Annotated in this window: 19 protein-coding genes and 2 riboswitches; of the genes, 7 read left to right on the forward strand and 12 right to left on the reverse strand. The window is 74.3% G+C overall.

The genetic code is table 11. The features are described 5' to 3' along the window. Positions 1-170: 170 nt before the first annotated feature. The gene (locus ACFPZN_RS07665; RefSeq protein WP_378281100.1) at positions 171-1,682 is read right to left on the reverse strand and encodes an FAD-dependent oxidoreductase; all 1,512 of its coding nucleotides are present in this window, start codon (positions 1,680-1,682) and stop codon (positions 171-173) included. Continuing rightward, positions 1,679-3,913 (reverse strand): molybdopterin oxidoreductase family protein, encoded by a 2,235-nt coding sequence (locus tag ACFPZN_RS07670; protein ID WP_378281101.1) that lies wholly within the window; start codon positions 3,911-3,913, stop codon positions 1,679-1,681. The genes ACFPZN_RS07665 and ACFPZN_RS07670 overlap by 4 nt, the downstream gene beginning before the upstream one ends. Before the next feature lie 314 nt (positions 3,914-4,227). Here ACFPZN_RS07670 and ACFPZN_RS07675 point away from each other — a divergent pair, with 314 nt between their 5' ends. From ACFPZN_RS07675 to ACFPZN_RS07685, 3 genes are all read left to right on the forward strand, one after another. Continuing rightward, entirely contained in the window at positions 4,228-4,731 is a 504-nt protein-coding gene (locus ACFPZN_RS07675) for an NUDIX domain-containing protein (RefSeq protein ID WP_378281102.1), read from the forward strand. 51 nt (positions 4,732-4,782) lie between these two features. Beyond that, positions 4,783-5,025 (forward strand): hypothetical protein, encoded by a 243-nt coding sequence (locus ACFPZN_RS07680; RefSeq protein WP_378281103.1) that lies wholly within the window; start codon positions 4,783-4,785, stop codon positions 5,023-5,025. A gap of 178 nt (positions 5,026-5,203) precedes the next feature. Beyond that, positions 5,204-6,586, forward strand: a complete 1,383-nt coding sequence (locus tag ACFPZN_RS07685) for a nitrate/nitrite transporter (protein ID WP_378281104.1) — start codon at positions 5,204-5,206, stop codon at positions 6,584-6,586. A 96-nt stretch (positions 6,587-6,682) separates the two neighbouring features. On the opposite strand, the gene ACFPZN_RS07690 is transcribed toward ACFPZN_RS07685, so the two are convergent. Both ACFPZN_RS07690 and ACFPZN_RS07695 read right to left on the reverse strand, forming a co-directional pair. Then, on the reverse strand, positions 6,683-7,300 hold the full coding sequence (locus tag ACFPZN_RS07690) for a maleylpyruvate isomerase N-terminal domain-containing protein (RefSeq protein ID WP_378281105.1): 618 nt from the start codon (positions 7,298-7,300) through the stop codon (positions 6,683-6,685). A gap of 210 nt (positions 7,301-7,510) precedes the next feature. After that, the gene (locus ACFPZN_RS07695) at positions 7,511-7,927 is read right to left on the reverse strand and encodes a plectin (protein WP_378281106.1); all 417 of its coding nucleotides are present in this window, start codon (positions 7,925-7,927) and stop codon (positions 7,511-7,513) included. 165 nt (positions 7,928-8,092) lie between these two features. Here ACFPZN_RS07695 and ACFPZN_RS07700 point away from each other — a divergent pair, with 165 nt between their 5' ends. Continuing rightward, on the forward strand, positions 8,093-8,710 hold the full coding sequence (locus tag ACFPZN_RS07700) for a TetR/AcrR family transcriptional regulator (RefSeq protein ID WP_378281107.1): 618 nt from the start codon (positions 8,093-8,095) through the stop codon (positions 8,708-8,710). A gap of 14 nt (positions 8,711-8,724) precedes the next feature. Here ACFPZN_RS07700 and ACFPZN_RS07705 read toward each other — a convergent pair whose 3' ends face one another. From ACFPZN_RS07705 to ACFPZN_RS07715, 3 genes are read right to left on the reverse strand one after another with little or no spacing between them, the layout of a single operon-like run. Then, on the reverse strand, positions 8,725-9,366 hold the full coding sequence (locus ACFPZN_RS07705; protein ID WP_378281108.1) for a LutC/YkgG family protein: 642 nt from the start codon (positions 9,364-9,366) through the stop codon (positions 8,725-8,727). Then, on the reverse strand, positions 9,363-10,949 hold the full coding sequence (locus ACFPZN_RS07710; protein WP_378281109.1) for a lactate utilization protein B: 1,587 nt from the start codon (positions 10,947-10,949) through the stop codon (positions 9,363-9,365). Before ACFPZN_RS07710 ends, ACFPZN_RS07705 begins: the two co-directional genes overlap by 4 nt. Then, positions 10,946-11,674, reverse strand: a complete 729-nt coding sequence (locus tag ACFPZN_RS07715; protein WP_378281110.1) for a (Fe-S)-binding protein — start codon at positions 11,672-11,674, stop codon at positions 10,946-10,948. The genes ACFPZN_RS07710 and ACFPZN_RS07715 overlap by 4 nt, the downstream gene beginning before the upstream one ends. Positions 11,675-11,980: 306 nt before the next feature. On the opposite strand from ACFPZN_RS07715, the gene ACFPZN_RS07720 reads away from it, so the two are divergent. After that, on the forward strand, positions 11,981-12,184 hold the full coding sequence (locus ACFPZN_RS07720; protein WP_378281111.1) for a DUF5999 family protein: 204 nt from the start codon (positions 11,981-11,983) through the stop codon (positions 12,182-12,184). Positions 12,185-12,356: 172 nt separating this feature from the next. Here ACFPZN_RS07720 and ACFPZN_RS07725 read toward each other — a convergent pair whose 3' ends face one another. Beyond that, entirely contained in the window at positions 12,357-12,977 is a 621-nt protein-coding gene (locus ACFPZN_RS07725) for an alpha/beta hydrolase family protein (RefSeq protein ID WP_378281112.1), read from the reverse strand. 81 nt (positions 12,978-13,058) lie between these two features. On the opposite strand from ACFPZN_RS07725, the gene ACFPZN_RS07730 reads away from it, so the two are divergent. Continuing rightward, positions 13,059-13,484, forward strand: a complete 426-nt coding sequence (locus ACFPZN_RS07730; RefSeq protein WP_378281113.1) for a PPOX class F420-dependent oxidoreductase — start codon at positions 13,059-13,061, stop codon at positions 13,482-13,484. Positions 13,485-13,505: 21 nt separating this feature from the next. Here the strand turns inward: ACFPZN_RS07730 and ACFPZN_RS07735 are convergent, their stop codons facing one another. Both ACFPZN_RS07735 and gcvP read right to left on the reverse strand, forming a co-directional pair. Continuing rightward, the gene (locus ACFPZN_RS07735; protein WP_378281114.1) at positions 13,506-14,699 is read right to left on the reverse strand and encodes a tetratricopeptide repeat protein; all 1,194 of its coding nucleotides are present in this window, start codon (positions 14,697-14,699) and stop codon (positions 13,506-13,508) included. 308 nt (positions 14,700-15,007) lie between these two features. Next, a complete protein-coding gene (gcvP, locus tag ACFPZN_RS07740) occupies positions 15,008-17,890 on the reverse strand; it encodes an aminomethyl-transferring glycine dehydrogenase (RefSeq protein ID WP_378281115.1) in 2,883 nt (960 codons plus the stop codon). A gap of 67 nt (positions 17,891-17,957) precedes the next feature. Next, positions 17,958-18,069: riboswitch (glycine riboswitch) on the reverse strand. Beyond that, positions 18,070-18,165: riboswitch (glycine riboswitch) on the reverse strand. 384 nt (positions 18,166-18,549) lie between these two features. Here gcvP and ACFPZN_RS07745 point away from each other — a divergent pair. Beyond that, a complete protein-coding gene (locus ACFPZN_RS07745) occupies positions 18,550-21,042 on the forward strand; it encodes a lysylphosphatidylglycerol synthase domain-containing protein (protein ID WP_378281116.1) in 2,493 nt (830 codons plus the stop codon). Here the strand turns inward: ACFPZN_RS07745 and ACFPZN_RS07750 are convergent, their stop codons facing one another. Beyond that, positions 21,043-21,642: a MerR family transcriptional regulator gene (locus ACFPZN_RS07750; protein WP_378281117.1), complete on the reverse strand. Its 600-nt coding sequence runs from the start codon at positions 21,640-21,642 to the stop codon at positions 21,043-21,045. Positions 21,643-22,209: 567 nt separating this feature from the next. After that, positions 22,210-22,680 carry a bifunctional nuclease family protein gene (locus tag ACFPZN_RS07755; RefSeq protein WP_378281118.1) on the reverse strand — a complete coding sequence of 157 codons (471 nt, stop codon included), beginning with the start codon at positions 22,678-22,680 and terminating at the stop codon, positions 22,210-22,212. Positions 22,681-22,807: the final 127 nt, after the last annotated feature.

The raw sequence follows: 22,807 nt of genomic DNA on the forward strand, positions 1-22,807 counted from the left end.
GCGTGTTAAAAGACGCTCACCTCGAAATCGAATCGTGGTCATCCCGCAATCAACACGGCAAAATTTCCGCGCATCTTTCCGAATAGGCGAAAACCCGCCGCGATGCCCGGCCGAACTTCTCGACCGGGCCCGCGACGGGCCCTCGTCCCGATTCCCCGCGCCCCGCGGGCTCACCCGGCGGGAACGGAGTCCTGCTCCCCCAGCCAGGCCACGATGCCCTCCAGGGCGTCCCGGCAGCCGCCGCAGCCGGTGCTCGCCCGGGTCCGCGCCGCCACCTCGTCCGCCGTTCGTGCGCCTTTCTCCCAGCACGCCCGGATCTGTCCCTTGGTGACGTTGTTGCACTGGCAGACCGTCGCCGCGTCCGGCATCCGCACCGGCGAATCGGCGGGCTGCGCACCGCCGATCCCCGGGAAGAACAGGCTGAGCCGATCGGCCGGCAGCGGCGCCGCCCGGTCGTACAGCTGGGTCAGAGTCCCCGCCGTGCTCGTCTCCCCCAGCAGGATCGCCCCGATCACCCGGTCCTCGCGGATCGTCACCTTCTTGTACGTCCCGCGGCTGGCGTCGGCGAACTGGATCACCTCCACGCCGGGATCGTCGTCGCCGTGGTGGGTCTCCCCCATCGCCACCAGGTCCACGCTGGCCGCCTTCAGCCGGGTGATCTGCCGGGCCCCGGTGAAACGGGCCCGCGCGTCAGCGCCGGTCAGCAGGTCGGCCAGCACCGTCGCCTGCTCCCACGCCGGCGCCACCAGCCCGTAGACCGTGCCGCCGTACTGCGAGCACTCGCCGATCGCGCGCACCGACGGATCCGACACCGACCGCAGCATCTCGTCCACCACGATCCCCCGGTCGACCTCCAGCCCGGCCGCACGCGCCATCCCAACCTCGGGCCGCACTCCGCACGCCAGCACGACCAGATCGGCGTCCAGGGCCTCGGGCCCGTCCCCGCCGCCGCCCGGCGCGGCCAGCTCCACCCCCGTCACGCGCGGCCCGGACGCCTCCCGCACCACGCGCAGCGCGGTCACGTTGACCTCGACGCGGGCCCGGATCCCCAGCCTGCTCAGCGTGCGGGCCAGCACCTTCCCGGCCCCGGGATCGAGCTGGCGCTCCATCAGGTGCCCGGCCAGGTGCACCACCGTCACCTCCAGGCCGCGGCCCACCAGCCCGCGCGCGGCCTCGATGCCCAGCAGCCCGCCGCCGATCACCACGGCCCGCCGCGCTCCCGCCGCCGCGTCGATGATCGCGCTGCAGTCGTCCAGGGTCCGGAACGTCACCGCGCCGCCGGGCAGCCCGTCCTCGGTGCCCGGGATCGGCGGCACCAGCGAGCTGCTCCCGGTCGCCATCACCAGCGTCCCGTACGGCACCGCGCTGCCGTCCGAGCCGTGCACGACCCTGGCCCGGCGGTCGATGCCGACCACCTCCACGCCCAGCCGCGCGTCCACGCCGCTCGCCTCGTACCAGGCCGGATCGACCAGGCCGATCTGGTCCGGACCGGTCACGCCGGCCAGCACGTTGGACAGCAGCACCCGGTTGTAGGGCTGCCGCGGCTCGGCGCCGAACACCGTCAGCGGCACCCGCGGGTCCCGCGCGCGGATCTCCGACACCAGCCTGGACCCGGCCATCCCGTTGCCCACGACCACGATCCCGCGGGACCGGGCCGCCGGCCCGTCGGCTTCGCTGATCACGTACCGGCTCCTTCGTCGATCGGGGTGGGGACGGCCCGGGGCTCCGCCGCTCCGGCGTCCGGGGACCCCAGCGGCTCGAGGCGGACGGCGCAGACCTTGAACTCCGGCATCCGCGACATCGGGTCCAGCGCCGGATTGGTGAGCAGGTTGGCCCTGCCCTCGCCCGCCCAGTGGAAGGGGATGAAGACGGTGTCGTGACGGATCGCGTCGCTCAGCCGCGCCCGCACGGTGGCGGCGCCGCGGCGGCTGGCCACCCGCACGTCCGCGCCCTCGGCGATGCCCAGCCGCCCGGCCAGATCGGGGTGCAGCTCCACGAACGCCTCGGGCGCCGCCTCCGCCAGCGGCCGCACCCGGCGGGTCTGGGCGCCGCTCTGGTACTGGGCGAGCACCCGGCCCGTGGTCAGGTACACCGGGTAGTCGGCGTCGACGTCCTCGGCGGCGCCGCCGTGCTCGACCGGGGTCATCCGGGCGCGGCCGTCGGGCGTGGCGAACCGGTCGAGGAACGGCCGCGGCGTGCCCGGATGCTCCTCGGAAGGGCACGGCCAGAAAACGCCGCCCTCCTTCTCGATCCGCTCGTAGGTGATCCCCGAGTAGTCGGCGAGACCGCCCGCGCTGGCCTCGCGCAGCTCCTCGAACACCTCCGCGGGCTCCTCGCTCCAGGTGCCGGGGGCGTGCAGCCGGTCGGCGAGCACGGCCAGGATCTCCAGATCGGTCCGCACCCCCTCCGGCGGCCGCTGCGCCCGCTTGCGCCGCAGGACGCGGCCCTCCAGGTTCGTCATCGTGCCGCCCTCCTCCGCCCACTGGGCGGTGGGCAGCACCACGTCGGCGCGGCGCGCGGTCTCGGAGGGCACGAAGTCGGCGACGGCCAGGAAGTCCAGCGCGTCCAGCCGCTCCTCCACCTGCGACGCCCGCGGCGCCGACACCACGGGATTGGAGCCGAACAGCAGCATCGCCTTGGGCCCGCCGTCGGTGCCCAGCGCCGACAGCAGCTCGTAGGCCGAACGCCCCGGACCGGGCAGGTCCGCGGGGTCCACCCCCCACACCGCCGCCACGTGCGCGCGGGCCTCCGGATCGTCGATCTTGCGGTAGCCGGGGAGCTGGTCGGCCTTCTGCCCGTGCTCCCGGCCGCCCTGGCCGTTGCCCTGCCCGGTCAGGCAGCCGTACCCCGAGCCCTCCCGGCCCGGCAGGCCCAGCGCCAGCGCCAGGTTGATGAACGCGGTCACCATGTCGGTGCCCCGCGCGTGCTGCTCGGTGCCGCGCGCGGTCAGGACGTAGGAGCGCTCGCCCCGCGCCAGCAGCCGCACGGCCTCGCGCATGTACGGCACCGGCACCCCGGTGATCCGCTCGACCCGCTCCGGCATGTAGGCGTTGACCACCCTGCGGACGGCCTCGAATCCCGAGGTGCGCGCCGCCAGGTACGCCTCGTCCAGGAGCCCCTCCACGATCGCCAGGTGCAGCAGGCCGTTGGCCAGCGCCAGGTCGGTGCCCGGCGTCGGCTGCAGGTGCAGGTTGGCCTGCCGCGCCGTGGCCGTACGGCGCGGATCGACCACGATCAGCGCCCCGCCCGCCTTCTGCGCGTCGGTGAGGTGCCGCATGAACGGCGGCATCGTCTCGGCCACGTTCCCGCCGGCCAGCAGGATCGCCCCGGCCCGGCCCAGGTCGGTGATCGGCCCCGGCAGCCCGCGGTCCATCCCGAACGCGCGGCCCGAGGCCGCCGCGGCCGACGACATGCAGAACCTGCCGTTGTAGTCGATCTGCGAGGTGCGCAGCGCGATCCGGGCGAACTTCCCCAGCTGGTAGGCCTTCTCGTTGGTCAGGCCGCCGCCGCCGAACACCGCGACGGCGTCCGGGCCGTGCGCGCCCTGCACCCGTGTGATCTCCGACACGATCCGGTCCAGCGCCCGGTCCCACGTGACCGGCTCGAGCGGGGCGTCCCGCGAGGCGCGCATCAGCGGGGAGGTCAGCCGGTCCGGGACGGCCAGCATCTCGGTGGACGTCCAGCCCTTCTGGCACAGCCCGCCGCGGTTGGCCGGCACGTCCTCGCGCGGCACCACGCGCAACGGCACCGTGCGCGGCGGCAGCGACCGCGCGCCGCCGTGGACGCCGTTGGCACCGCCGACGCCGTTGGCACCGCCCGCACCGCCGGCGGCGGGCGCCTCCGCTCCGTCGTCGACCAGCGACATGCCGCACTGCAACGCGCAGTAGGGACAGTGCGTCGGAGTATCGGTCATGGCCCCGAGAGTGTGCGGGCCCCGTTTCGCGTCTGGGTCCCCTATGTGACCCGGGTGTTAAAAGCCGCTCACGCGACGCCGTTCACCAAGGTCAAGACCGGTGCGCGGGAACGGTCCCCGGCCAGGCCGGAGCACGTGCCGCGGCACGTTGACGATCACGTGTCAAGCGTTGTCGACCATTGTCAATGCCCATTCGGCGCTCCCCGCCCGGTAACCGAACGGATCGGCGGCGGCCCGCCGGACCGGCGCGCGAACCGGCCCCGACCACCGCCGAACGCACGGACGGGCGGGCCCGCGCGGCCTAATCTCGACTCATGCCCGACGCTGCTTATTACGCCTCGCTGCCGCGCACCCGCGGCGCCGCCGCGGCCCTGCTCCTCGACGATCTCGGGCGGGTGCTGCTGGTCAAGCCCACCTACAAGGAGGGCTGGTTCCTGCCCGGCGGGGTCATCGAGGCGGGCGAGTCCCCGCTGGCCGCCTGCGTGCGCGAATGCGAGGAGGAGCTCGGCCTGGTCCCCCGCCTGGACGGACTGGTCTGCGTGGACTGGGGGCCGCCCCGCGACGGCGTGGACGCGGTCAACGTCTTCGTCTTCGCCGGGGCCATCACCGCCGCGCAGATCGGCGCGATCCGGCTGCCGCCCGACGAGTTGTCCGACCACGTCCTGGTCTCCCCCGAGAAGGTGGCCGAGCTGGCGCCGCCGCACATCGCCCGGCGGATGCCGCCCAGCCTGCGCGGGATGGCCGAGGGCCGCGCCGTCTACCTCGAGGACGGCCGCACGCCCTCGTTCGGCGCCGCCGCCGGGGTAGCCTCGCCCTGAACGGGTAGGTGCGGCAGCAGAGGACCACGTTCCAGGGGGAGGACCGTCCACATGGCTGCCTGCGAGGTCTGCGGCAACGACTACGCGATGAGCTTCGAGGTGCACGCCCAGGGCGCCGTGCACACCTTCGACTCGTTCGAATGCGCGATCACCCGGATGGCGCCGATCTGCGAGCACTGCCAGTGCCGGATCCTGGGCCACGGCGTCGACGTCGACGGGCACTGGTACTGCTGCGCCCACTGCGCCCGCGCCTCCCAGCCGCGGGCCGCCGACCTGGTGGCAGACCGCGCCTGAGCGTGCCCTGACCAGGCCCTGACCAGGCGAGAACCAGGGCCGGCCGCCGCGCACGACCTCACAGCGCGGGCGGGCACGCGGTGCAGTGGAATTATCACTGCCGCATTACATGACACACACCTGCGAAATCCGGGGCTCCTAACTTCGGTGGCGGCACATCGACCACGAGGAGTCCCCGATGACCGTCACCACCGACGTCAAACCCAGAGGCCGCGGCTATCCGCTGACCCGCCTCAAGGGCCGCTGGATCGATGACTGGCGGCCCGAGGAGCCCGACTTCTGGCAGGGCGGCGGGGCGAGGACGGCCCGGCGCAACCTGATCTTCTCGATCTTCTCCGAGCACATCGGGTTCTCGGTATGGACGCTGTGGTCCGTGCTGGTCCTGTTCCTGGGCCCCGCCTACGGCATCGACCCCGCGGGCAAGTTCACGCTGACCGCCGTCCCGGCGCTCGTCGGCGCGACACTGCGGATCCCCTACACCTTCGCCGTCGCCCGGTTCGGCGGGCGCAACTGGACGATCTTCAGCGCGGCGCTGCTGCTGGTGCCCTCGGCGCTGGCCGCCTTCCTCATCGAGCCCGGCGTCTCCTACACCACGCTGGTGCTCCTGGCGGCCGTCGCCGGCGTCGGCGGCGGCAACTTCGCCTCCTCGATGGCCAACATCAACGCCTTCTACCCGCAGCGGCTCAAGGGCTGGGCGCTGGGCATCAACGCCGGCGGCGGCAACCTCGGCGTCGCCGTCGTCCAGCTGGTCGGCCTGCTGGTGCTGGCCACCGTGGGCAACGGCAGCCCCGGCCTGGTCGCGGGGATCTACATCCCGTTCATCGTGCTGGCCGCGCTCGGCTCCGCGCTCTACATGGACAACCTGTCCCAGGCCCGCAACGACAAGCGGGCGATGCGGGACGTGTGCAGGGACCCCCACACCTGGATCATGTCGGTGCTGTACATCGGCACGTTCGGCTCGTTCATCGGGTTCGGCTTCGCCTTCGGCCAGGTGCTCCAGGTGCAGTTCAAGGCCGACTTCGACACTCCGATCGAGGCCGCCTACCTGACCTTCCTCGGCCCGCTGCTCGGCTCCCTGATCCGCCCGGTCGGCGGCCTGCTGGCCGACAGGATCGGCGGGGCGAAGGTGACGTTCTGGAACTTCGTGGCCATGGCCGCCGCGGCCGGGGTGGTGCTGCTGGCCTCCGCGCAGGCGTCGCTCCCGCTGTTCCTGACCGGGTTCATCCTGCTGTTCGTGTTCAGCGGGGTCGGCAACGGGTCGACCTACAAGATGATCCCCGCGATCTTCCGCGCCAAGGCGCAGCTCGGCGTGGCCAACGGCGGCGACCCGGAGGCGGCCGAGCACGAGGCGCGGCGGCTGGCCGGCGCGCTGATCGGCATCGCGGGCGCGATCGGCGCGTTCGGCGGCGTACTGGTCAACATCGCCTTCCGGCAGTCGTTCCTGACCTACAAGACCGGGGACGGCGCCTACATCGCCTTCATCGCCTTCTACGCGCTGTGCTTCGCGCTGACCTGGCTGGTCTACCTGCGCACGCACCCGCGGAAGCTGGCCGGAGTCTGATCCCCCACCCGTATCGGCCCGGCCCGCGCCGAGGGCGTCTTCCCAGCCTCCAGGGAAGGCGCCCTCGGCCTTTTCAGAGTCCGGCCGGTCCGCCGGCTAGGACGACCCCTCCTGCTCGGACGCCCCGTCGGGCCAGTTCGGCGAGCGGCCCGAGGCCCGCAGCACCGACTCCCACGCGTCGCCCGAGGCCAGCGGCAGGTGCGGGACGCCCCAGTGCCACGCCGACACCAGCAGGCCCGGGTCGGCCGGGCGGTAGTCGGCCCCGATGGCGCGGGCCAGGTCCCAGGCGTGCAGGTGCCACTCCACGCACGCCGCCCCCGCGTGGTCGCCGACCGTGTACTTGGTGCCCCGGTAGATCAGGTGGGTGCGGTCCCACATGTCGGGCATCAGGTCGGCGTACGCGCCCGCCGACACGGTGAACGCCATGATCCGCTCGGGCCCCGGCTCCGGCGGCAGCACCGCCAGCTCGGCGGCGTTCTGCCGGGCCTGCTGGCGGATCAGCACGGCCGCGACGGCGTCCCGGGCGAACAGCTTGGCCAGCCTGCTGTCGGGCGCGTCCTGCAGGTACTCCAGGAAGTTCTCCGCCACGCAGCGCAGATGGCCGGCCAGGTCGATCGCCAGCCAGTCGGCGCAGGGGGTGGGCGCCTCCCAGTCCTGAACCCGGGCCGCCAGCGCGCGGACGGCCCGCACCCCGTCCTCGTAGGACTCGAGCACGCGATGCCGGTCAGGCGGCGTGCGCTCCACAGTTTCCCCCCGCGATCGCGACGACGTCCGGACGATGGCGGCCGGCCCCCGGCCCATCCCGTACGTGTGACCCTCCCCGGGGCCTCCCCGATCCCCCCGGGTGGGTAGATTCTCAGAGTTCGGCGGCCGGTGCCACCCGGTGACGCCGTGTCACCGCGTCGCCGGGCCGCCGGGCCGCGCTCAGACGGCCGCGGCGGGGACGTCACGGTAGCTCAGCCGGTGCGCCTCGCGGGCGGTGCGCAGGCGGTCGACCTCGTCGGTCCAGGGCCGGACGGCCGTCTTCGCCTTGGAGCGCCGGAGCGCGATCTCGGCGGCGCGGCGCGTCTTGGCGTCGGCCCCCTCGGCGGCGTACACCTTCGGCCCCGCCGCCACCCGCTCGGCGGCCTCGGCCGCCTGCAGCACGGCCGTCAGCGCCTGGTCGAACGCGACCGCCTCGGCGCGCGCGCCGGTGTCGGTGGAGTCGGCGCCCTGGGCGGCGCGCAGCGCGGCCTCGGCCTCGGTGGCCCCGGCCAGCCGCTCGCGGTAGGTCTCGGCGAGCACCCGGTCGGCCTCCAAAAGTTCCGCGACGTCCTTGCTCATCCGGCGGCCCAGCGGCATAGCGGTGCTCCTCACGATCCTGCGGCCGGCGCTCCCCCGGCCGCTCGCGACGGCCGGGCGCACCCGGCGTGTCTTCCCATCCGGTCGGTGACAGCGTACGCTCGGGCCCGGCGTGTTGCGCGGGGGGACACCCAACTCGCGTCCTTTACGCAGTAAGGTTGCGGCATGGTCCGGCAACCGGCGCTCAACGCCAAGCACCGCGCCCCGCTGTCCACCGAGCGCATCATCGAGGCCGCGCTCCAGATCATCGACGGCCAGGGGCTCGGCCGTCTCACCATGCGCCGGCTCGGCGACGCGCTCGAGGTCGAGGCGATGGCGATCTACCACCACCTCCCCCGAGGCAAGGAACAGCTCCTGGACGCCCTGGTCACGCACGTGGCCGCCGTCCCCGCCGACGCGCCGGCCACCGGGCGCGGCGCCACCCGCTGGAGGGAGGCGCTGCGCGGCTGGGCCCGCGCCTACCGCGAGCGCCTCCTCACCCACGCCGGGGTACTGCCGCTGCTGGTCACCCGCCGCAACCCGGCCGCGCTCGCCGGCACCACCGCCTCGCTCAGGGAGATCCTCCGGCAGGGCGGCATCCCCGAGCGGACGGCCGCCGTCGCCGCCCACACGCTGCTGTCCTACGTCATCGGGCACGCCGCGATGGAGGTGCGCGGCACGACACCGGGCGGCCCGGAGGGTCCCGAGCCCGCCGGCACGGCCGCCGTGCCCGAGGGCCCCGTCGACTGGGACGCGCGGTTCCTGGCCGGCCTCGACCTCGTCCTGGCCGGGCTCAACCCCTGAAAGCCCGGCGGCGGTCAGTCCTCGACGACGAAGACGTCCAGGACGCGCGGGCCGTGCAGCCCCTCGGTGCGCTCCAGCTCGATCTCGCCGGTCGTGGCGGGGCCGCTGATCCAGGTCAGGGGCCGCGCCGGGTCGAGCCGGGCGACCGCCTCGGGCACCGTGCCGACGATCTGGTCGGCGTGCACCACGCACAGGTGGTACGGCGGGACGAGCGTCAGCGCCCGGCGGCCCTGCGCCCGCCCGCCGTCCAGCACGATCGTGCCGGTCTGCGCGATCGCCACCGCGCAGCCGGTGACCACGCCGTCCAGGCCGTCCAGGGTGCCCGGGTCCACCACCGGCGAGTCGGCCTGCGCCTGCACGCCCTCCAGCCCGGCCAGCCAGCCGAACGGCAGGTCGGCGGGCGCGATGATGCGCTTGGCCTCCCGGCCCCACAGCGCCGCGGCGATCGCGGTGGGCAGCTCGTCGGCGCTCACGTGCCGCACCGAGGCGCGCTGCTCGGCGACCCGCTCGGTGAACAGCGCGAGCACGTCGGCGCGGGTGGGCGCCTCCGCGCCGGTCAGCCGGCGCCGGTAGCCGCGCGGGATCGGCACCCGCGTGCCGCGCGCCGCGCCCAGCGCGTCGCGGACCCGGCCCAGCACCGTGTCGCGGGAGCTCATCGCCGCTCCCCCGCCGCGCCGCCGGGACGGGACGCCCACCAGGCGCGGAAGCTCTGCCGGGGCGGCGCGGGCACGTCCCGCGCGTCGGTCCACTTGCCGAGCAGCCCCGGCAGCCGGCGGATCCGGCCGCCGCGCGACAGCAGCCGCGCCCAGCGGGTGCCGCGGCGCAGCGCCGCCTCGTACCGGCGGCGGTCGCCCATCGTCCAGGCCAGCGTGCGCATCAGGGCCAGCTCGGGGGTCGGCACCGGCCGCCGCCGGCGCGACTCGATCACCTGCCCGCGCAGCCGGACCAGCAGATCCGGGATGTCGATCTTGACCGGGCAGACGTCGGAGCAGGCCCCGCAGAGCGTGGACGCGTAGGTCAGCGAGGCGTTGGCCGCGCTCTCCACGCCCCGCATGTGCGGCGTCAGCACCGCCCCGATCGGCCCCGGGTAGACGGCACCCTGCCCCCTCCCCGGTGAGCCGCCCGCGACCGCGTCGTAGGGGTGCCCGCCGGTCCGCTCGTACACCGGGCACACGTCCAGGCACGCCGAGCACCGGATGCAGCGCAGCGCGGCCCGGCCCGCCTCGTCGGCCAGCACGGAGGTGCGGCCGTTGTCCAGCAGCACCAGGTGGAAGGCGCCCGGCCCGTCGCCCGGGGTGACGCCCGTCCAGGTGGAGGTCGCGGCGTTCATCCGCTCCCCCGTCGCCGAACGCGGCAGCAGCTGCAGGAAGACCTCCAGGTCGGCCCAGGCCGGCACGACCTTCTCGATGCCCGCGACCGTGATCAGCGTGTCGGGCAGCGTCAGGCACATCCGGCCGTTGCCCTCCGACTCCACCAGCACCGCCGTGCCGGTCTCGGCGACCAGGAAGTTGGCGCCGGAGACCGCGACCCGCGCCGGCAGCATGCGCCCGCGCAGCCGGGCGCGCGCGGCCTCGGCCAGCGCCGCCGGATCGGCCCCCAGGTCGGCGGGCGCGCCGGGCAGCCCGCGGGCGAACAGCTCGCCGATCTGGGCCCGGTTCCTGTGCAGGGCCGGGAACAGCGGATGGGACGGGGCGTCGTCCTCGTCCAGGCCCACGATCAGCTCGCCCAGGCCGGTCTCGTGGACGGTGATCCCGGCGCGGTCCAGCGCGTCGTCCAGCCGGATCTCCCCCAGCACCGACGAGCGGACCTTGAGCACCTCGCCCTCCCCGGTGCCGCGGACCAGCCGGGTGACGATCCGCCTGGCCTCGGCGGCGTCGGCGGCCCAGTGCACCACGCCGCCCGCCTCGGTGACCGAGCGCTCCAGCTCCTCCAGGTAGGAGTCGAGGTTGAGCAGGGTCTGGTCCTTGATCGCGCGCCCGGCCTCGCGCAGCTCGTCCCAGTCGGCGGTGGCCGCGGTGGCTGCGGCGCGGCGCGCCCGCATCGCGGCGGCGGCGGCCGCCAGGTTGCGGCGCAGCCCGGGATCGGCCAGCGCGGTACGGGCGGCGTCGGCGAACCTGGGCGCCGCGGGCCGCGCGGATCCGCCGCCCGCGCCCCCGCCGGAACCCGCGCCGGAGCCCGGACCCATGCTTGAGGAGGAGGTCATCGTTCTGCCGGATGAGTCGTCGGAGGGCACCGTCATGTGACCTCCGTTCCGGCGAGTATCTCCGCCAGATGCAGGACGCGCACGCCGCCGCGCAGGCGCGACAGCGCCCCGCCGATGTGGGCCAGGCACGAGTTGTCGACGGCGCAGAGCACGTCGGCGGAGGTCTCCTGGATGCGCCGCACCTTGTCGGCCACCATCGCCACCGACACGTCCGCGTTCTTCATCGCGAACGCCCCGCCGAACCCGCAGCACTCCTCGGCCGCCGGCAGGTCGACCAGCTCCAGCCCCTTGACCTCGCGCAGCAGCCGCAGCGGCCGGTCGCCCACCCGCAGCGTCCGCAGCGAGTGGCAGGTCGGGTGGTAGGCGACCCGGTGCGGGAAGGCCGCCCCGACGTCGGTCACCCCCAGCACGTCGACCAGGAACTCCGACAGCTCGTACACGGCCAGGTCCTCGGCGGCGCGGGCCAGCCCCGTGTCACCGGCCGCCCTGGCCATGCGCGGATAGGCGTGCCGCACGGTCGCCGCGCACGACGCCGACGGGGTCACGATCACATCGCCGTCGCCGAACGCCGCGGCGAACCCGCGCGCCAGGTCGGCGGCCTCCCGGTGGTAGCCGGTGCTCCAGTGGGCCTGACCGCAGCAGGTCTGGCCCGGCGGGAACGTCACCTCGTGCCCGAGCCGTTCGAGCAGGACGGTGACGGCGCGGCCGGTGCCGGGGAACATCGCGTCGTTGAAGCACGCGACGAACAGCGCGACGCGCATCACGGTTCACCTCCCCCAAGGCCGACCCCCGTGGGTCATCGTAGAGCGGCGGGGGACGCCGCCCGGCCCTCACACGGATTCTGGGGAAACGTTTCTCGTCCGGTCGGCGTGTCGGTCTCCGGCCGTTCTCCGAAGCGGGGGACGCTGGGCCTGGCACCGCAGGGTGAGACGGGTCACAGCCGCGCGGTACTTCGGTACCACGGGACAACCGTCCCAACGGGCTATGGCCGGGGGCGGCGAACCGTTCCACACTGAGGTGCGTCAGAACAGACGACCGCAACCGAGTACCAGACCGGAGGCACGCCGATGTGCCCGCACCAGCCGCCCTGTCCCACGGCCGACGGCCCGAACCGCGAGGCCGCCCGCACCCTGGCCACCCACCCCGAGCAGGGGTGGAGCCTGCTGTGCAACGGCGTCGTGCTCTTCGAGGACACCGGTGAGCTGCTGCCCGACGGGGGAATCATCGCACCGCACCGGCCGACGGACCTCCCGGAGCCGTCCGCCGCCTGACCAGGGGGACCGGCCCTGACGGGCCGGGACTAGTCCAACTGGGTGATCTTCCTCGGGGGCCAGCCCGCCCGCCCGGAACCTCTGGGCCCGTCCAGGGCCCGGAGGGAGCACGGGTCCTTCGTCTCGACCCTCACTCCTCCGACCCGCCTCCCCATCGAGCACCGCCGCGCGGTCATCCGGCCGCGGCGCACCAGCGGCGCAGCCACGGCGCGACCGCGGCGCCCACCGCCGCGGGGTCCTTCGCCAGCTCGTGACGCTCGCCGGGCAGCACGACGACCTCGGCGGCGTCCGCCGGATCCGGGATCCCGAAGGGGTCCCGGTCCCCGTTCACCACCAGCGCCTCCACGCCCGCGTCGCGCGCCTCGCGCAGCTCGCCGGCCCGCGACCGGTCCGGCTTCCCCGGCGGGTGCAGCGGGAACGCCAGCGCCACCACGCCGCTCGCCCCGGCCGCCCCGGCCGTCCGGCAGGCCACCCGCGCCCCGTTGCTGCGGCCGCCCTGCACCAGCGGCACCTCGCCGTACCGGTCCCGGAGGACCTTGATCACCTGGAGCCAGTCCTCGTCCTGGCGGACCGCCGAGCCGGGCGCCCGCCGCCCGGCCGCGCGGAACGGCTGCAGCACCCGCGCCACCGCCCCGCCGAGGCCGAGCGCCTCCTCCCGCACGGCCAGCAGGTCGGGGGCGTCGACGCCGCCGTTCGAACCGTGCGTCAGGACCAGCAGGAACGCCGCGCCCTCCGGGCCGTCCGGCTCGTCCAGCGTCAGCTCGGCGGGCCCCCGCCCCGTCACGATCTCCATGTCACTCACGGTAGCCGGTGCGGGGCGACACGCCGGCGCCGGGCCCCGCCCGCGCGTGATCGCGTACGGCAGACTGGCCGCATGGGGAAGATGACCGACAGCGAATGGCGCGCCTTCGTGTCCGAGGGCACCCGCACGGGGAAGCTCGCGGTGACGCGGGCCGACGGAAGCCCGCACGTGACCCCGGTCTGGTTCGTGCTCGACGGCGACGACCTGGTGTTCACCACGCACGGAACGGGGGTCAAGGGCAAGGCGGTCCGCCGCGACCCGCGCATGTCGGTCGCCGTGGACGACCAGACCCCGCCCTACTCGTTCGTGACGATCCTGGGCGAGGCGAGCGTCTCGGAGGACCCGGACGAGCTGCGCCGCTGGTCCACGGCCCTCGGCGCCCGGTACATGGGCGCCGACCGGGCCGAGGAGTTCGGGACGCGCAACGCCGTCCCGGGCGAGTACCTGGTCCGGGTGCGGATCACCAAGGTGATCGCGCAGGCCGCCGTCGCCGGATAGCCCCGGCGGCGACGCCTCGACTCAGGTCTCGGGGACGGGCTCGACGTCGGGCCAGCCCGGCGGCAGCGCCGGCTCGGGGTCGCCCATCGCCAGCCGCAGCCGCTCGGCGAAGCTCTCGTGCAGGAGCGGACCCCAGGCGTAGTCGCTGGGCACCCGGACCGCCTGGCCCATGACCTCCTGCGCCTCGCGCACCTCCTGCGCCTCGCCGGCCTCGCCCGCGCGCGGCTCGGGACGCCGGGCGTACCGGACCGCCAGCAGCGCGTACATGTGGTCGAGCGCGCCGAACGCCTCGCCCGCCAGCGCGGGCAGCGTCCCCTCGGACACGGACTGCTCGACCACCGGCTCCCACCACAGGTCGGCGGGATCGGCGTCCGCCGCGTCCTCGTCGTCGGGGGCGAAGTCGCGGCGCAGCCGGGCCCGGACCTGGCCGGCGACGCCGGGATCGGCCAGCCCGCGCCGCCACACCTCGCGGGCCTCGGCGCCGCGGCCGCGCAGCGGCAGCGTCCGCGCCAGCAGTTCGACCGCCAGCGGCCCGACCTCGCCGTCGGCGGCCGCGCCGGGCTCGCCGAGCGCCGCCGAGAACGCGCCGATCGCCTGGTCGAGGTGGGCGATGCCCGTCGCGACGGCCAGCCGCGTGTAGGCGTAGGGGGCGGTCTCCCGGTCGATCAGCCTGAGCCCGGCGGTGAGGATCCGCAGGGCGCGGGACGGCTCGCCGCGCTCCAGCAGCCGCTGCGCCAGGTCGTGCGCGGCGACCGGGCCGTACTCGGCGTCGCCGGTGCCGACCGCGTCCTCCCAGCGGCCGCGGGCGGTCTCGAAGTCGCCCTGGTCGTCGGCGAGCCGGGCCAGGGCCAGCAGCGCCGGCGGCAGGTAGGCCGGGTTGCCGAAGTCGACCACGGCCCGCCAGGCCGGCCCGGCCTGCTCGTGCTCGCCCGCGCGCTCGTGGGTGAGCGCCAGGTGGTACGCGGCGCGCGGCCCGTACTCCGGGTCGCCGGTCGCGATGGCCTCCCGGTCGGCCTCCCGGGCGCCCTCGACGTCGCCGCCGTCGTCCAGGACGACGGCCAGGCCGAGGGCCGCCTGGGCCCGGAACGGGGTGTCGCCCAGGGCGAGCACCCTCTCGAACAGGGCGGCGGCCCGGCCGGGCTCGCCCGTCTCGGCCAGCCGCCTGGCCTCCTCGCACAGCCGCGCCGGGTCGGCCGGGTCCGGGGTGTCGCTCATGCTCCGCCTCTGGGGGTCGGGTCGGTGTCCCGAGCCTACCGACGGCGGGGCCGCCCGCGCCGGGACGACACCCGGATCCGCGGGCATGATCGACGAAATCGCCCGAGTGACGAGCTCAGCCCCTCAGTCCAGCCCCGAACGGTCGCTCAGGCGCTGCGATCGCGTCCGAAGGCAGGTGCGAGCGGAGCGAGAACCTGATCGCGGAGTGAGCCGCCAGGCGAGTTCGGAGCGATGCAGCGATCGCCGCAGGCGCGACAAGCGACGAGCCCCCAGGCGAGGAGCGCAGCTCGCGCATGCAATGAACACTGTCAGTCCTCGAACGCCTCCGGCGGCGGGCAGGAGCAGACCAGGTTGCGGTCGCCGTAGGCCTGGTCGATGCGGCGCACCGGGGGCCAGTACTTCCCGTCCCGGAGAGCGGGCAGCGGGTAGGCCGCCTCCTCGCGGGTGTAGGGGTGCTTCCAGTCCTCGGTGACCAGGCTCGCGGCGGTGTGCGGGGCGTTCTTGAGGGGATTGTCGTCGCGGTCGAGGGCGCCGTCGGCGACCCGCTGGATCTCCCGCCGGATCTCGATCATGGCGTCGCAGAACCGGTCGAGCTCGGCCAGGTCCTCGCTCTCGGTGGGCTCGATCATCAGCGTGCCGGCCACCGGGAACGACAGGGTGGGGGCGTGGAAGCCGTAGTCGATCAGCCGCTTGGCCACGTCCTCGGCGGTGATCCCGGTCTCCTTGGTGATCCTGCGGAGGTCGGCGATGCACTCGTGCGCGACCAGCCCGTCGCGACCGGTGTAGAGGATCGGGTAGTGCGGGCCCAGCCGGGCGGCCAGGTAGTTGGCGGCGATGATCGCGCTCTCGGTGGCGGCGCGCAGCCCGTCCGGGCCCATCATCGCGATGTAGGCCCAGGAGATCGGGAGGATGCCCGCCGAGCCCCACGGCGCCGCCGAGATCGGCCCCACGCCCGTGTCGCGCGGCCCGGCCTCGTCGCGCAGCGGGTGGCTCGGCAGGAACGGCGCCAGGTGCTCGCGGACGCCGATCGGGCCGACGCCGGGGCCGCCGCCGCCGTGCGGGATGCAGAAGGTCTTGTGCAGGTTGAGGTGGGAGACGTCGGAGCCGAACTCGCCGGGACGGGCCAGCCCGACCAGCGCGTTGAGGTTGGCTCCGTCGACGTAGACCTGGCCGCCGGCCGCGTGCACGGCCGCGCACACGTCGGTGATGGTCTCCTCGAACACGCCGTGCGTGGACGGGTAGGTCACCATGATCGCCGACAGCCGCTCGCCGTGCTTGCCGATCTTGGCGTGCAGGTCGTCCAGGTCGATGTTCCCGCCGTCGTCGCACGTGACGACCACGACCTTCATCCCGGCCATCACCGCGCTGGCGGCGTTGGTGCCGTGCGCCGACGACGGGATCAGGCAGATGTTCCGGTGCTCCTCGCCGCGCGAGGCGTGGTAGCCGCGGATGGCCAGCAGCCCGGCCAGCTCCCCCTGCGAGCCCGCGTTGGGCTGCACCGACACCCTGGCGTAGCCGGTGATCTCCGCCAGCCGGTCCTCCAGCTCGCCGATCAGCTCCAGGTAGCCGCGGGCCTGGTCGACCGGGGCGAACGGGTGGATGTTCGCGAACTCCGGCCAGGTGATCGGCTCCATCTCGGCCGTGGCGTTGAGCTTCATCGTGCAGGATCCGAGCGGGATCATCGACCGGTCCAGCGCGATGTCCTTGTCCTGCAGCCTGCGCAGGTAGCGCAGCATGGCCGTCTCGGAGCGGTGCTGGTGGAAGACCGGGTGGGTGAGGTACGGGCTCTCGCGCCGCAGCCCGCCCAGGCCGTCGCCCTCCGCCCCGCCCGACATCGCGCCCTCCAGCCCGAACGCGCGCCAGACGACGCCGAGGTGCTCGCCGGTGGTGGTCTCGTCGCAGGCGATCGCGACGTGGTCGGCGTCCACCGGGCGCAGGTTGACCCCGCCCTCGCGGGCGCGCTCCACGACCTCGGCGGCGCGGCCCGGGACCCGGGCCAGGACGGTGTCGAAGAAGCGGTCGTGCACGACCTCGACGCCCAGCGGCCCGCGCAGCCCGGCGGCCAGCGTCCGCGCGTGCCGGTGGACGCGCTGGGCGATCGCCGCCAGCCCCTCGGGCCCGTGGTAGACGGCGTACATGCTCGCCATGACCGCCAGCAGGACCTGGGCGGTGCAGATGTTGCTGGTGGCCTTCTCGCGGCGGATGTGCTGCTCGCGGGTCTGCAGCGCCAGCCGGTAGGCGGCGGCGCCGTCGGCGTCGACCGACACCCCGACCAGGCGTCCGGGGAGCTGCCGCTGGATGCCCTCGCGCACCGCCATGTAGCCGGCGTGCGGGCCGCCGAACCCGTACGGGACGCCGAACCGCTGCGCCGAGCCCACGGCGATGTCGGCGCCCGACTCGCCGGGCGGCCGCAGCAGGGTGAGGGCCAGCAGGTCGGCGGCCACGACGACCTGGGCGCCGCGCTCGTGCGCCTGCGCGCTCACCGGGGCCAGGTCGCGGACCGCGCCGGAGGCCCCCGGGTACTGCAGCAGCACGCCGAAGAAGTCGCCCTCGGGCAGGCCCCCGGCCAGGTCGGCGGTGACGACCTCGATGCCCAGCGGGACGGCGCGGGTGCGCACGACCTCGATCGTCTGCGGGAGCGCGTCGGCGTCCACCAGGAACGTGCCCGGCTCCTTGCGCTTGGAGACGCGGTGCGCCAGCGCCATCGCCTCGGCGGCGGCGGTGCCCTCGTCCAGCATGGACGCGTTGGACACCGGCAGCCCGGTGAGGTCGCTCACCACGGTCTGGAAGTTCAGCAGCGCCTCGAGCCGGCCCTGGGAGATCTCCGGCTGGTACGGGGTGTAGGCGGTGTACCAGCCGGGGTTCTCCAGGACGTTGCGGAGGATGACGCCGGGGGTGATCGTGCCGTGGTACCCCAGCCCGATCATCGAGGTCAGCACGGTGTTGCGGGACGCCAGCTCGCGCAGCCGGTCCAGCGCGGCGGTCTCGCTCAGCGCGGGCGGCAGGTCGAGGGGCCGGCCGGTGCGGATCGCGGCGGGCACCGCGCCGTCGATCAGGGCCTCGGCTCCGGAGTAGCCGATGGCCGCCAGCATCCGGTCCTGGTCGGCCGGCGCGGGCCCGATGTGCCGGTCGGCGAACGCCGAGCGGTGCTGCTGCGGCGAGGCCACGGGGGCGAAGTACTGGTCGGTCATCGTGGGGAGCCTCCTGGGCTTCTGCGGTCGCTCAGGGCCGCCACCGCGCCCTGCCGGGCCGGCGGCGGTCTCCCCCTCTGTCATCGGCACCTGAGAGATTCGCCCGCGGTACGGGATTTGCCCCTTCGGTGAGGCCCGTTCCCCCTGCGATGGGGGCCACGCCTGCTTTCCAGAGGTGCCTCGCCCGAGCGGTCCTTTTGCCTGAGAGGTTCCGGGGAGGGTTGCCCCTTCGGCGCCCCACGCTGGCTGCGTGGAGTCTCTCCCGCACAGGGTCGACGGCATCTTTCCCCCGAAAGCCTATCCAACCTCCGGGCGGAACGATCGTGACGGGCCCCGGTCACGGGCGGCGGAGGTGCCGCGGACGTCCGCCACCGGCCCCGAACCGTTGATCTCGGGTGGCTACGGACCAGTACGATTGCCCACAGCTCACGGGGAAGGGACCTGCCGTACGAGCGCTTGGTCGAACGGCGGGTCGGGGCGCGGGCGGCGCCCTTTCTCCGCGGGGTCCGGCGACGGCCCCGAAAAATGGGGGCCGCGGGGGCCAGGAGGGTACGAATCACCTTGAACGTGCGAGCGGTCGGAGCGGGCGCCGCGCCCGACGGCGCGACGCCCCTCCCGGGACGCTGATCACAGTGAAGGGTCCGGACGGCGGTGTGGGCGTGACACAGACCCACCGGCAAGAGCACGAGGACGAGCGCGAGGACGCGGCGGCGCGGCCCGGCCAGGCCGCCACGGCCGTGCCCGTCGACGAGCCGCCGCGGCCCGACCGGATCCGCAGGCCCTCGGACGCCATCCGCTTCGCCGCCTCGCTCGCGGGGCTGGGCGCGGTCATGCTGCTGGTGTCGTTCGCCCCGCAGGCCACGCACGGCCTGCAGACCGACATCTCCGAGACCACCGCGCACGCCCCGCTCTTCCTGCTCACGCTGGCCACCATCGCCTCCAGCTTCGGGGTGCTGGCGGTGCCGGTGGCCTTCGCGGTGGAGCGGCTGTTCCACAAGGACGGGACGCGGGTCGCGATCGCGCTGCTGGCCGCGGTGATCGCGTTCGCCGTCACCATCCTGCTGGACGACCTGGTGATCACCTCCGCGCCCGGCGGGGTCCTGGACTCCCTCATCTGGGGCGGCACCGACACCGCCCCGGTGCACACCGACATCGCCCCGGTGATCGCGTTCGTCAGCGCGGTGGGGATGGCCGGCCGCACCCGCTGGCAGGCCGCCACCTGGTCGATGATCGGGCTGGCCGCGCTCACCGGCCTGACCGCCGCCTACGCCTCGGTGGCCGCGCTGGCCGCCACCTACTTCCTGGGCAACGCCATCGGCCACGGCACGCTCTACGCCGTCGGCACCCCCAACCCGCGCCCGCCCGGCCTCGCGGTCGTCGCCGCCCTCGAACGCCTCGGGCTGCGCACCGTCCGGGCCCAGAGGTTCCAGCCGGACGACCTGCCCGAGGTCCGCCGCTACGGGGTCAGCGTCGCGCACGCCCCCGGCGCCGTCCCCACCGACACCTCCGGGGTCGCGCTGCCGCGCGGCGACTGGCAGCTGGAGGTCCGCGTCCTGGACCGCGACCAGCAGACCGCCGGCGTGCTGTACCGGGTGTGGCGGCTGGTCCGGCTGCGCGAGGCGGCCCCCCGCCGCCCGGTGCGCTCGCTGCGCCGCTCGCTGGAGCAGGAGTCGCTGATGGCCTACGCGGTCGACGCCGCCGGGGCCCGCACGCCCCGGCTGGTGGGCACCTGCGAGGTCGGCACCGAGGCGGCCCTGATGGCCTACGAGTACGTGCCCGGCGCGCCGCTCGACGCCGTCCCCGACGACGACCTCACCGACGCGGTCCTCACCGACGTCTGGGGGCAGTTCAAACGGCTGCAGTCGGCCCGGCTGGCGCACCGCCGGCTGGAGGGCGGCGCCATCCTGATCTCCGACCGGGGCCACGCGTACCTCACCGACCTGCGCTCGGGCGAGATCGCCGCCGGCGACCTGGCGCTGCGCCTGGACCTGGCGCAGCTGCTGACCACCCTGGCGCTGCGGGCAGGGCCCGAGCGGGCGGTCCGCACCGCCGTCGAGGTGCTGGGCGAGCAGGCGCTGGCCGCCGCGGTGCCGCTGCTGCAGCGGGTGGCGCTGTCCCGCGACACCCGCGCGGCGCTGCGGCACGACCGCGAGCTGCTCACCCGGATCCGCGAGCAGATCGTGCGGCTGAAGCCGGAGAGCGAGGCGCCGCCGATCCGGCTCGAGCGCTTCCGGCCCCGCACCATCTTCAGCATCGTGGCGCTGACGGTCGCGGCCTACATCGTCGTCCCGCAGCTCAGCAGCGTCGACCCGGTCCGGCTGGTGGCGGGCGCCGAGTGGTGGTGGATGGGGGTGGCCCTGGCCGCCGCCGCGCTCACCTACCTGGCCGCCGCGTTCATGCTGATGGGCTTCGTCCCCGAGAAGCTGCCGCTCGGCCAGACCGTGCTGGCGCAGGTCGCGGCGTCGTTCGTGAAGCTGGTGGCCCCGGCCGCGGTCAGCGGCGTCGCGCTCAACACCCGCTACCTGCAGCGTTCGGGGGTGCGGCCGGGGCCGGCGGTCGCCAGCGTCGGCGCGTCCCAGCTCATGGGCATGGTCATGCACATCCTGCTGCTGATCGTGTTCGGGTTCGTCACCGGCTCGGTCAACACCGCCACCCGCGACCTCGCGCCGTCCCGGACGATCGTGATCGTGCTGCTGGCGCTGGCCGTGCTGGCCGGGGTCGCGCTGACCATCCCGCGGGTGCGGCGGTTCGCGGCGGGACGGCTGAAGAGCATGTTCTCCGGCGTCGTCCCCCGGCTGGTCGACGTGCTGCAGTCGCCGAAGAAGATCATCACCGGGCTGGGCGGGAGCCTGCTGCTGACCGTCGCGTTCGTGGTGTGCCTGGACGCCTCGATCCGCGCGTTCGGCGGGTCGCTGCCCTGGACGGCGGTGGTGGTCGTCTTCCTGACCGCCAACGCGGTCGGGTCGGCCGCGCCCACCCCCGGCGGCCTGGGTGCGGTGGAGACGGCCCTCACGGTGGCGCTGACGATCTCCGGGCTCACGGCGGAGACGGCGACCTCGGCGGTGCTGCTCTTCCGGCTGCTGACGCTGTGGCTGCCGGTGCTGCCGGGGTGGGCGGCCTTCACCTACCTCCAGCGCAAAGAGGCGATCTAGTCAGCCCGTCTTGCGGGCGCGCCGCCGGTGGGCCAGTTCGTCGTGCGGGTGCTCGTCGGGGTCGTCGGTGGCGGCGCGTTCGGCGGGGAGCTCGGCCAGGCTCCCCTCCACCTCCTGCCAGACACGCCCGAGCGCGATCCCGAAGACCCCCTGGCCGCCCTGGAGGAGATCCACCACCTCGTCGGCCGAGGTGCACTCGTACACGCTCACGCCGTCGCTCATCAGCGTGATCTGCGCCAGATCCCGGACGCCGCGGTCGCGCAGATGCGTCACCGCCGTCCGGATCTGCTGCAACGAGACCCCGGTGTCCAGCAGCCGCTTGACGACCTTCAGGACCAGGATGTCGCGGAAGCTGTAGAGCCGCTGGCTGCCCGACCCGTGCGCGGCCCGCACGCTCGGCTCGACCAGCGCGGTCCGCGCCCAGTAGTCCAGCTGCCGGTAGGTGATCCCGGCGGCGGCGCACGCCGTGGGCCCGCGGTAGCCCACGTCCTCGGGCGGCGCGGACACCTCGGTGTCGAAGAGCAGGCCCTGCTCTCCGGCGCGCCGAGACGCCATCTGCCTGTCGGGGGTCGCCTTGCCCTCGCCGCTGCTCACCGCCACGCGGACCTCCGGCTTCTATCAGCCCATGGGGCTTCGTCAAGGGGGTTTGACGAATTGACGCCACGGGTGTTCCACCAGCACGGTAGGTGCCGGTCAGGGTGTGGTCAACGTTCGCCGTCGGCGCGTCGCATGCCCGGATGAACCGGCTTCACGTGGGCAAACTGCGCACCTGCGGTCCCAACGGGACTCCTACCCCGTTCAGCCCGCGCTGGAACCGGCCCCACGCAAGATCACGCACAGCACCGCATGAACTTGCAGCTGAGTCCCGCTCGGCCGCAACCGGCCGCCCGAACCACAAGCCCTAAGACGCGATCGCAGCCTCGACCGTTCCCCGGATTCCCGCTTCTATTCATGATGGAGGACCGCCCCTCCACAATGACTCGCTCACCCCGCAGCAACCGCAACGGCGACCGCGAAAACTGTCCGGCCCGGAGCGGAGCGCCAGCGGAGCGGAGGGACGGGCAGGCAGCGAGGAGCGGGTCCGCCGCGAGCCCCCAGGCGAGCGGAGGAGGCGCTTCGCGCCGTACCGGGGGGGGTGTGGGGGGTCGTCCCCCACGATGACCCGCCTCAGCCGGCGCGGCCGAAGTCCTCCGGGGAGATCGTGTCGAGGAACTCGCGGAACTTCTCGACCTCGTCCTCCTGCTCGTCGGGGATCGCCACCCCGGCCTCCTCCAGGACGTCGTCGCTGGCGAAGATGGTGGCGCCGGTGCGGAGCGCGAGCGCGATCGAGTCGGACGGCCGCGCGCTGACCTCGACGCCGTTGGAGAACACCAGGTCGGCGAAGAAGATCCCTTCGCGCAGCGCGGTGATGTTGACCGTGCGCAACTGCACGCTGAGGGACTCCAGCACGTCGCGGAACAGGTCGTGGGTGAGCGGACGGGCCGGTAGCACCCCCTGCTGGGCGAAGGCGATCGCGGTCGCCTCGACCGCCCCGATCCAGATCGGGAGGTAGCGGTCGCCCTCCGTCTCCTTCAACAGGACGATGGGCTGATTGGAGGGCATCTCGACCCGGACGCCGACGACCTCCATCTGCTTCACTGCGGCTCCCTGCTGGTCCTCGCTGTCTCGATCACCGTGCCCGGACCGATCCTTGACCGAACCCTCTAGCCAACGTACACCCAGGGTCGGACCACGCGTCGCGCCGACCGCCGGGGAAAATCCTGCG

Source organism: Actinomadura rugatobispora (genome assembly GCF_042656285.1).
Lineage (GTDB): Bacteria > Actinomycetota > Actinomycetes > Streptosporangiales > Streptosporangiaceae > Spirillospora > Spirillospora rugatobispora.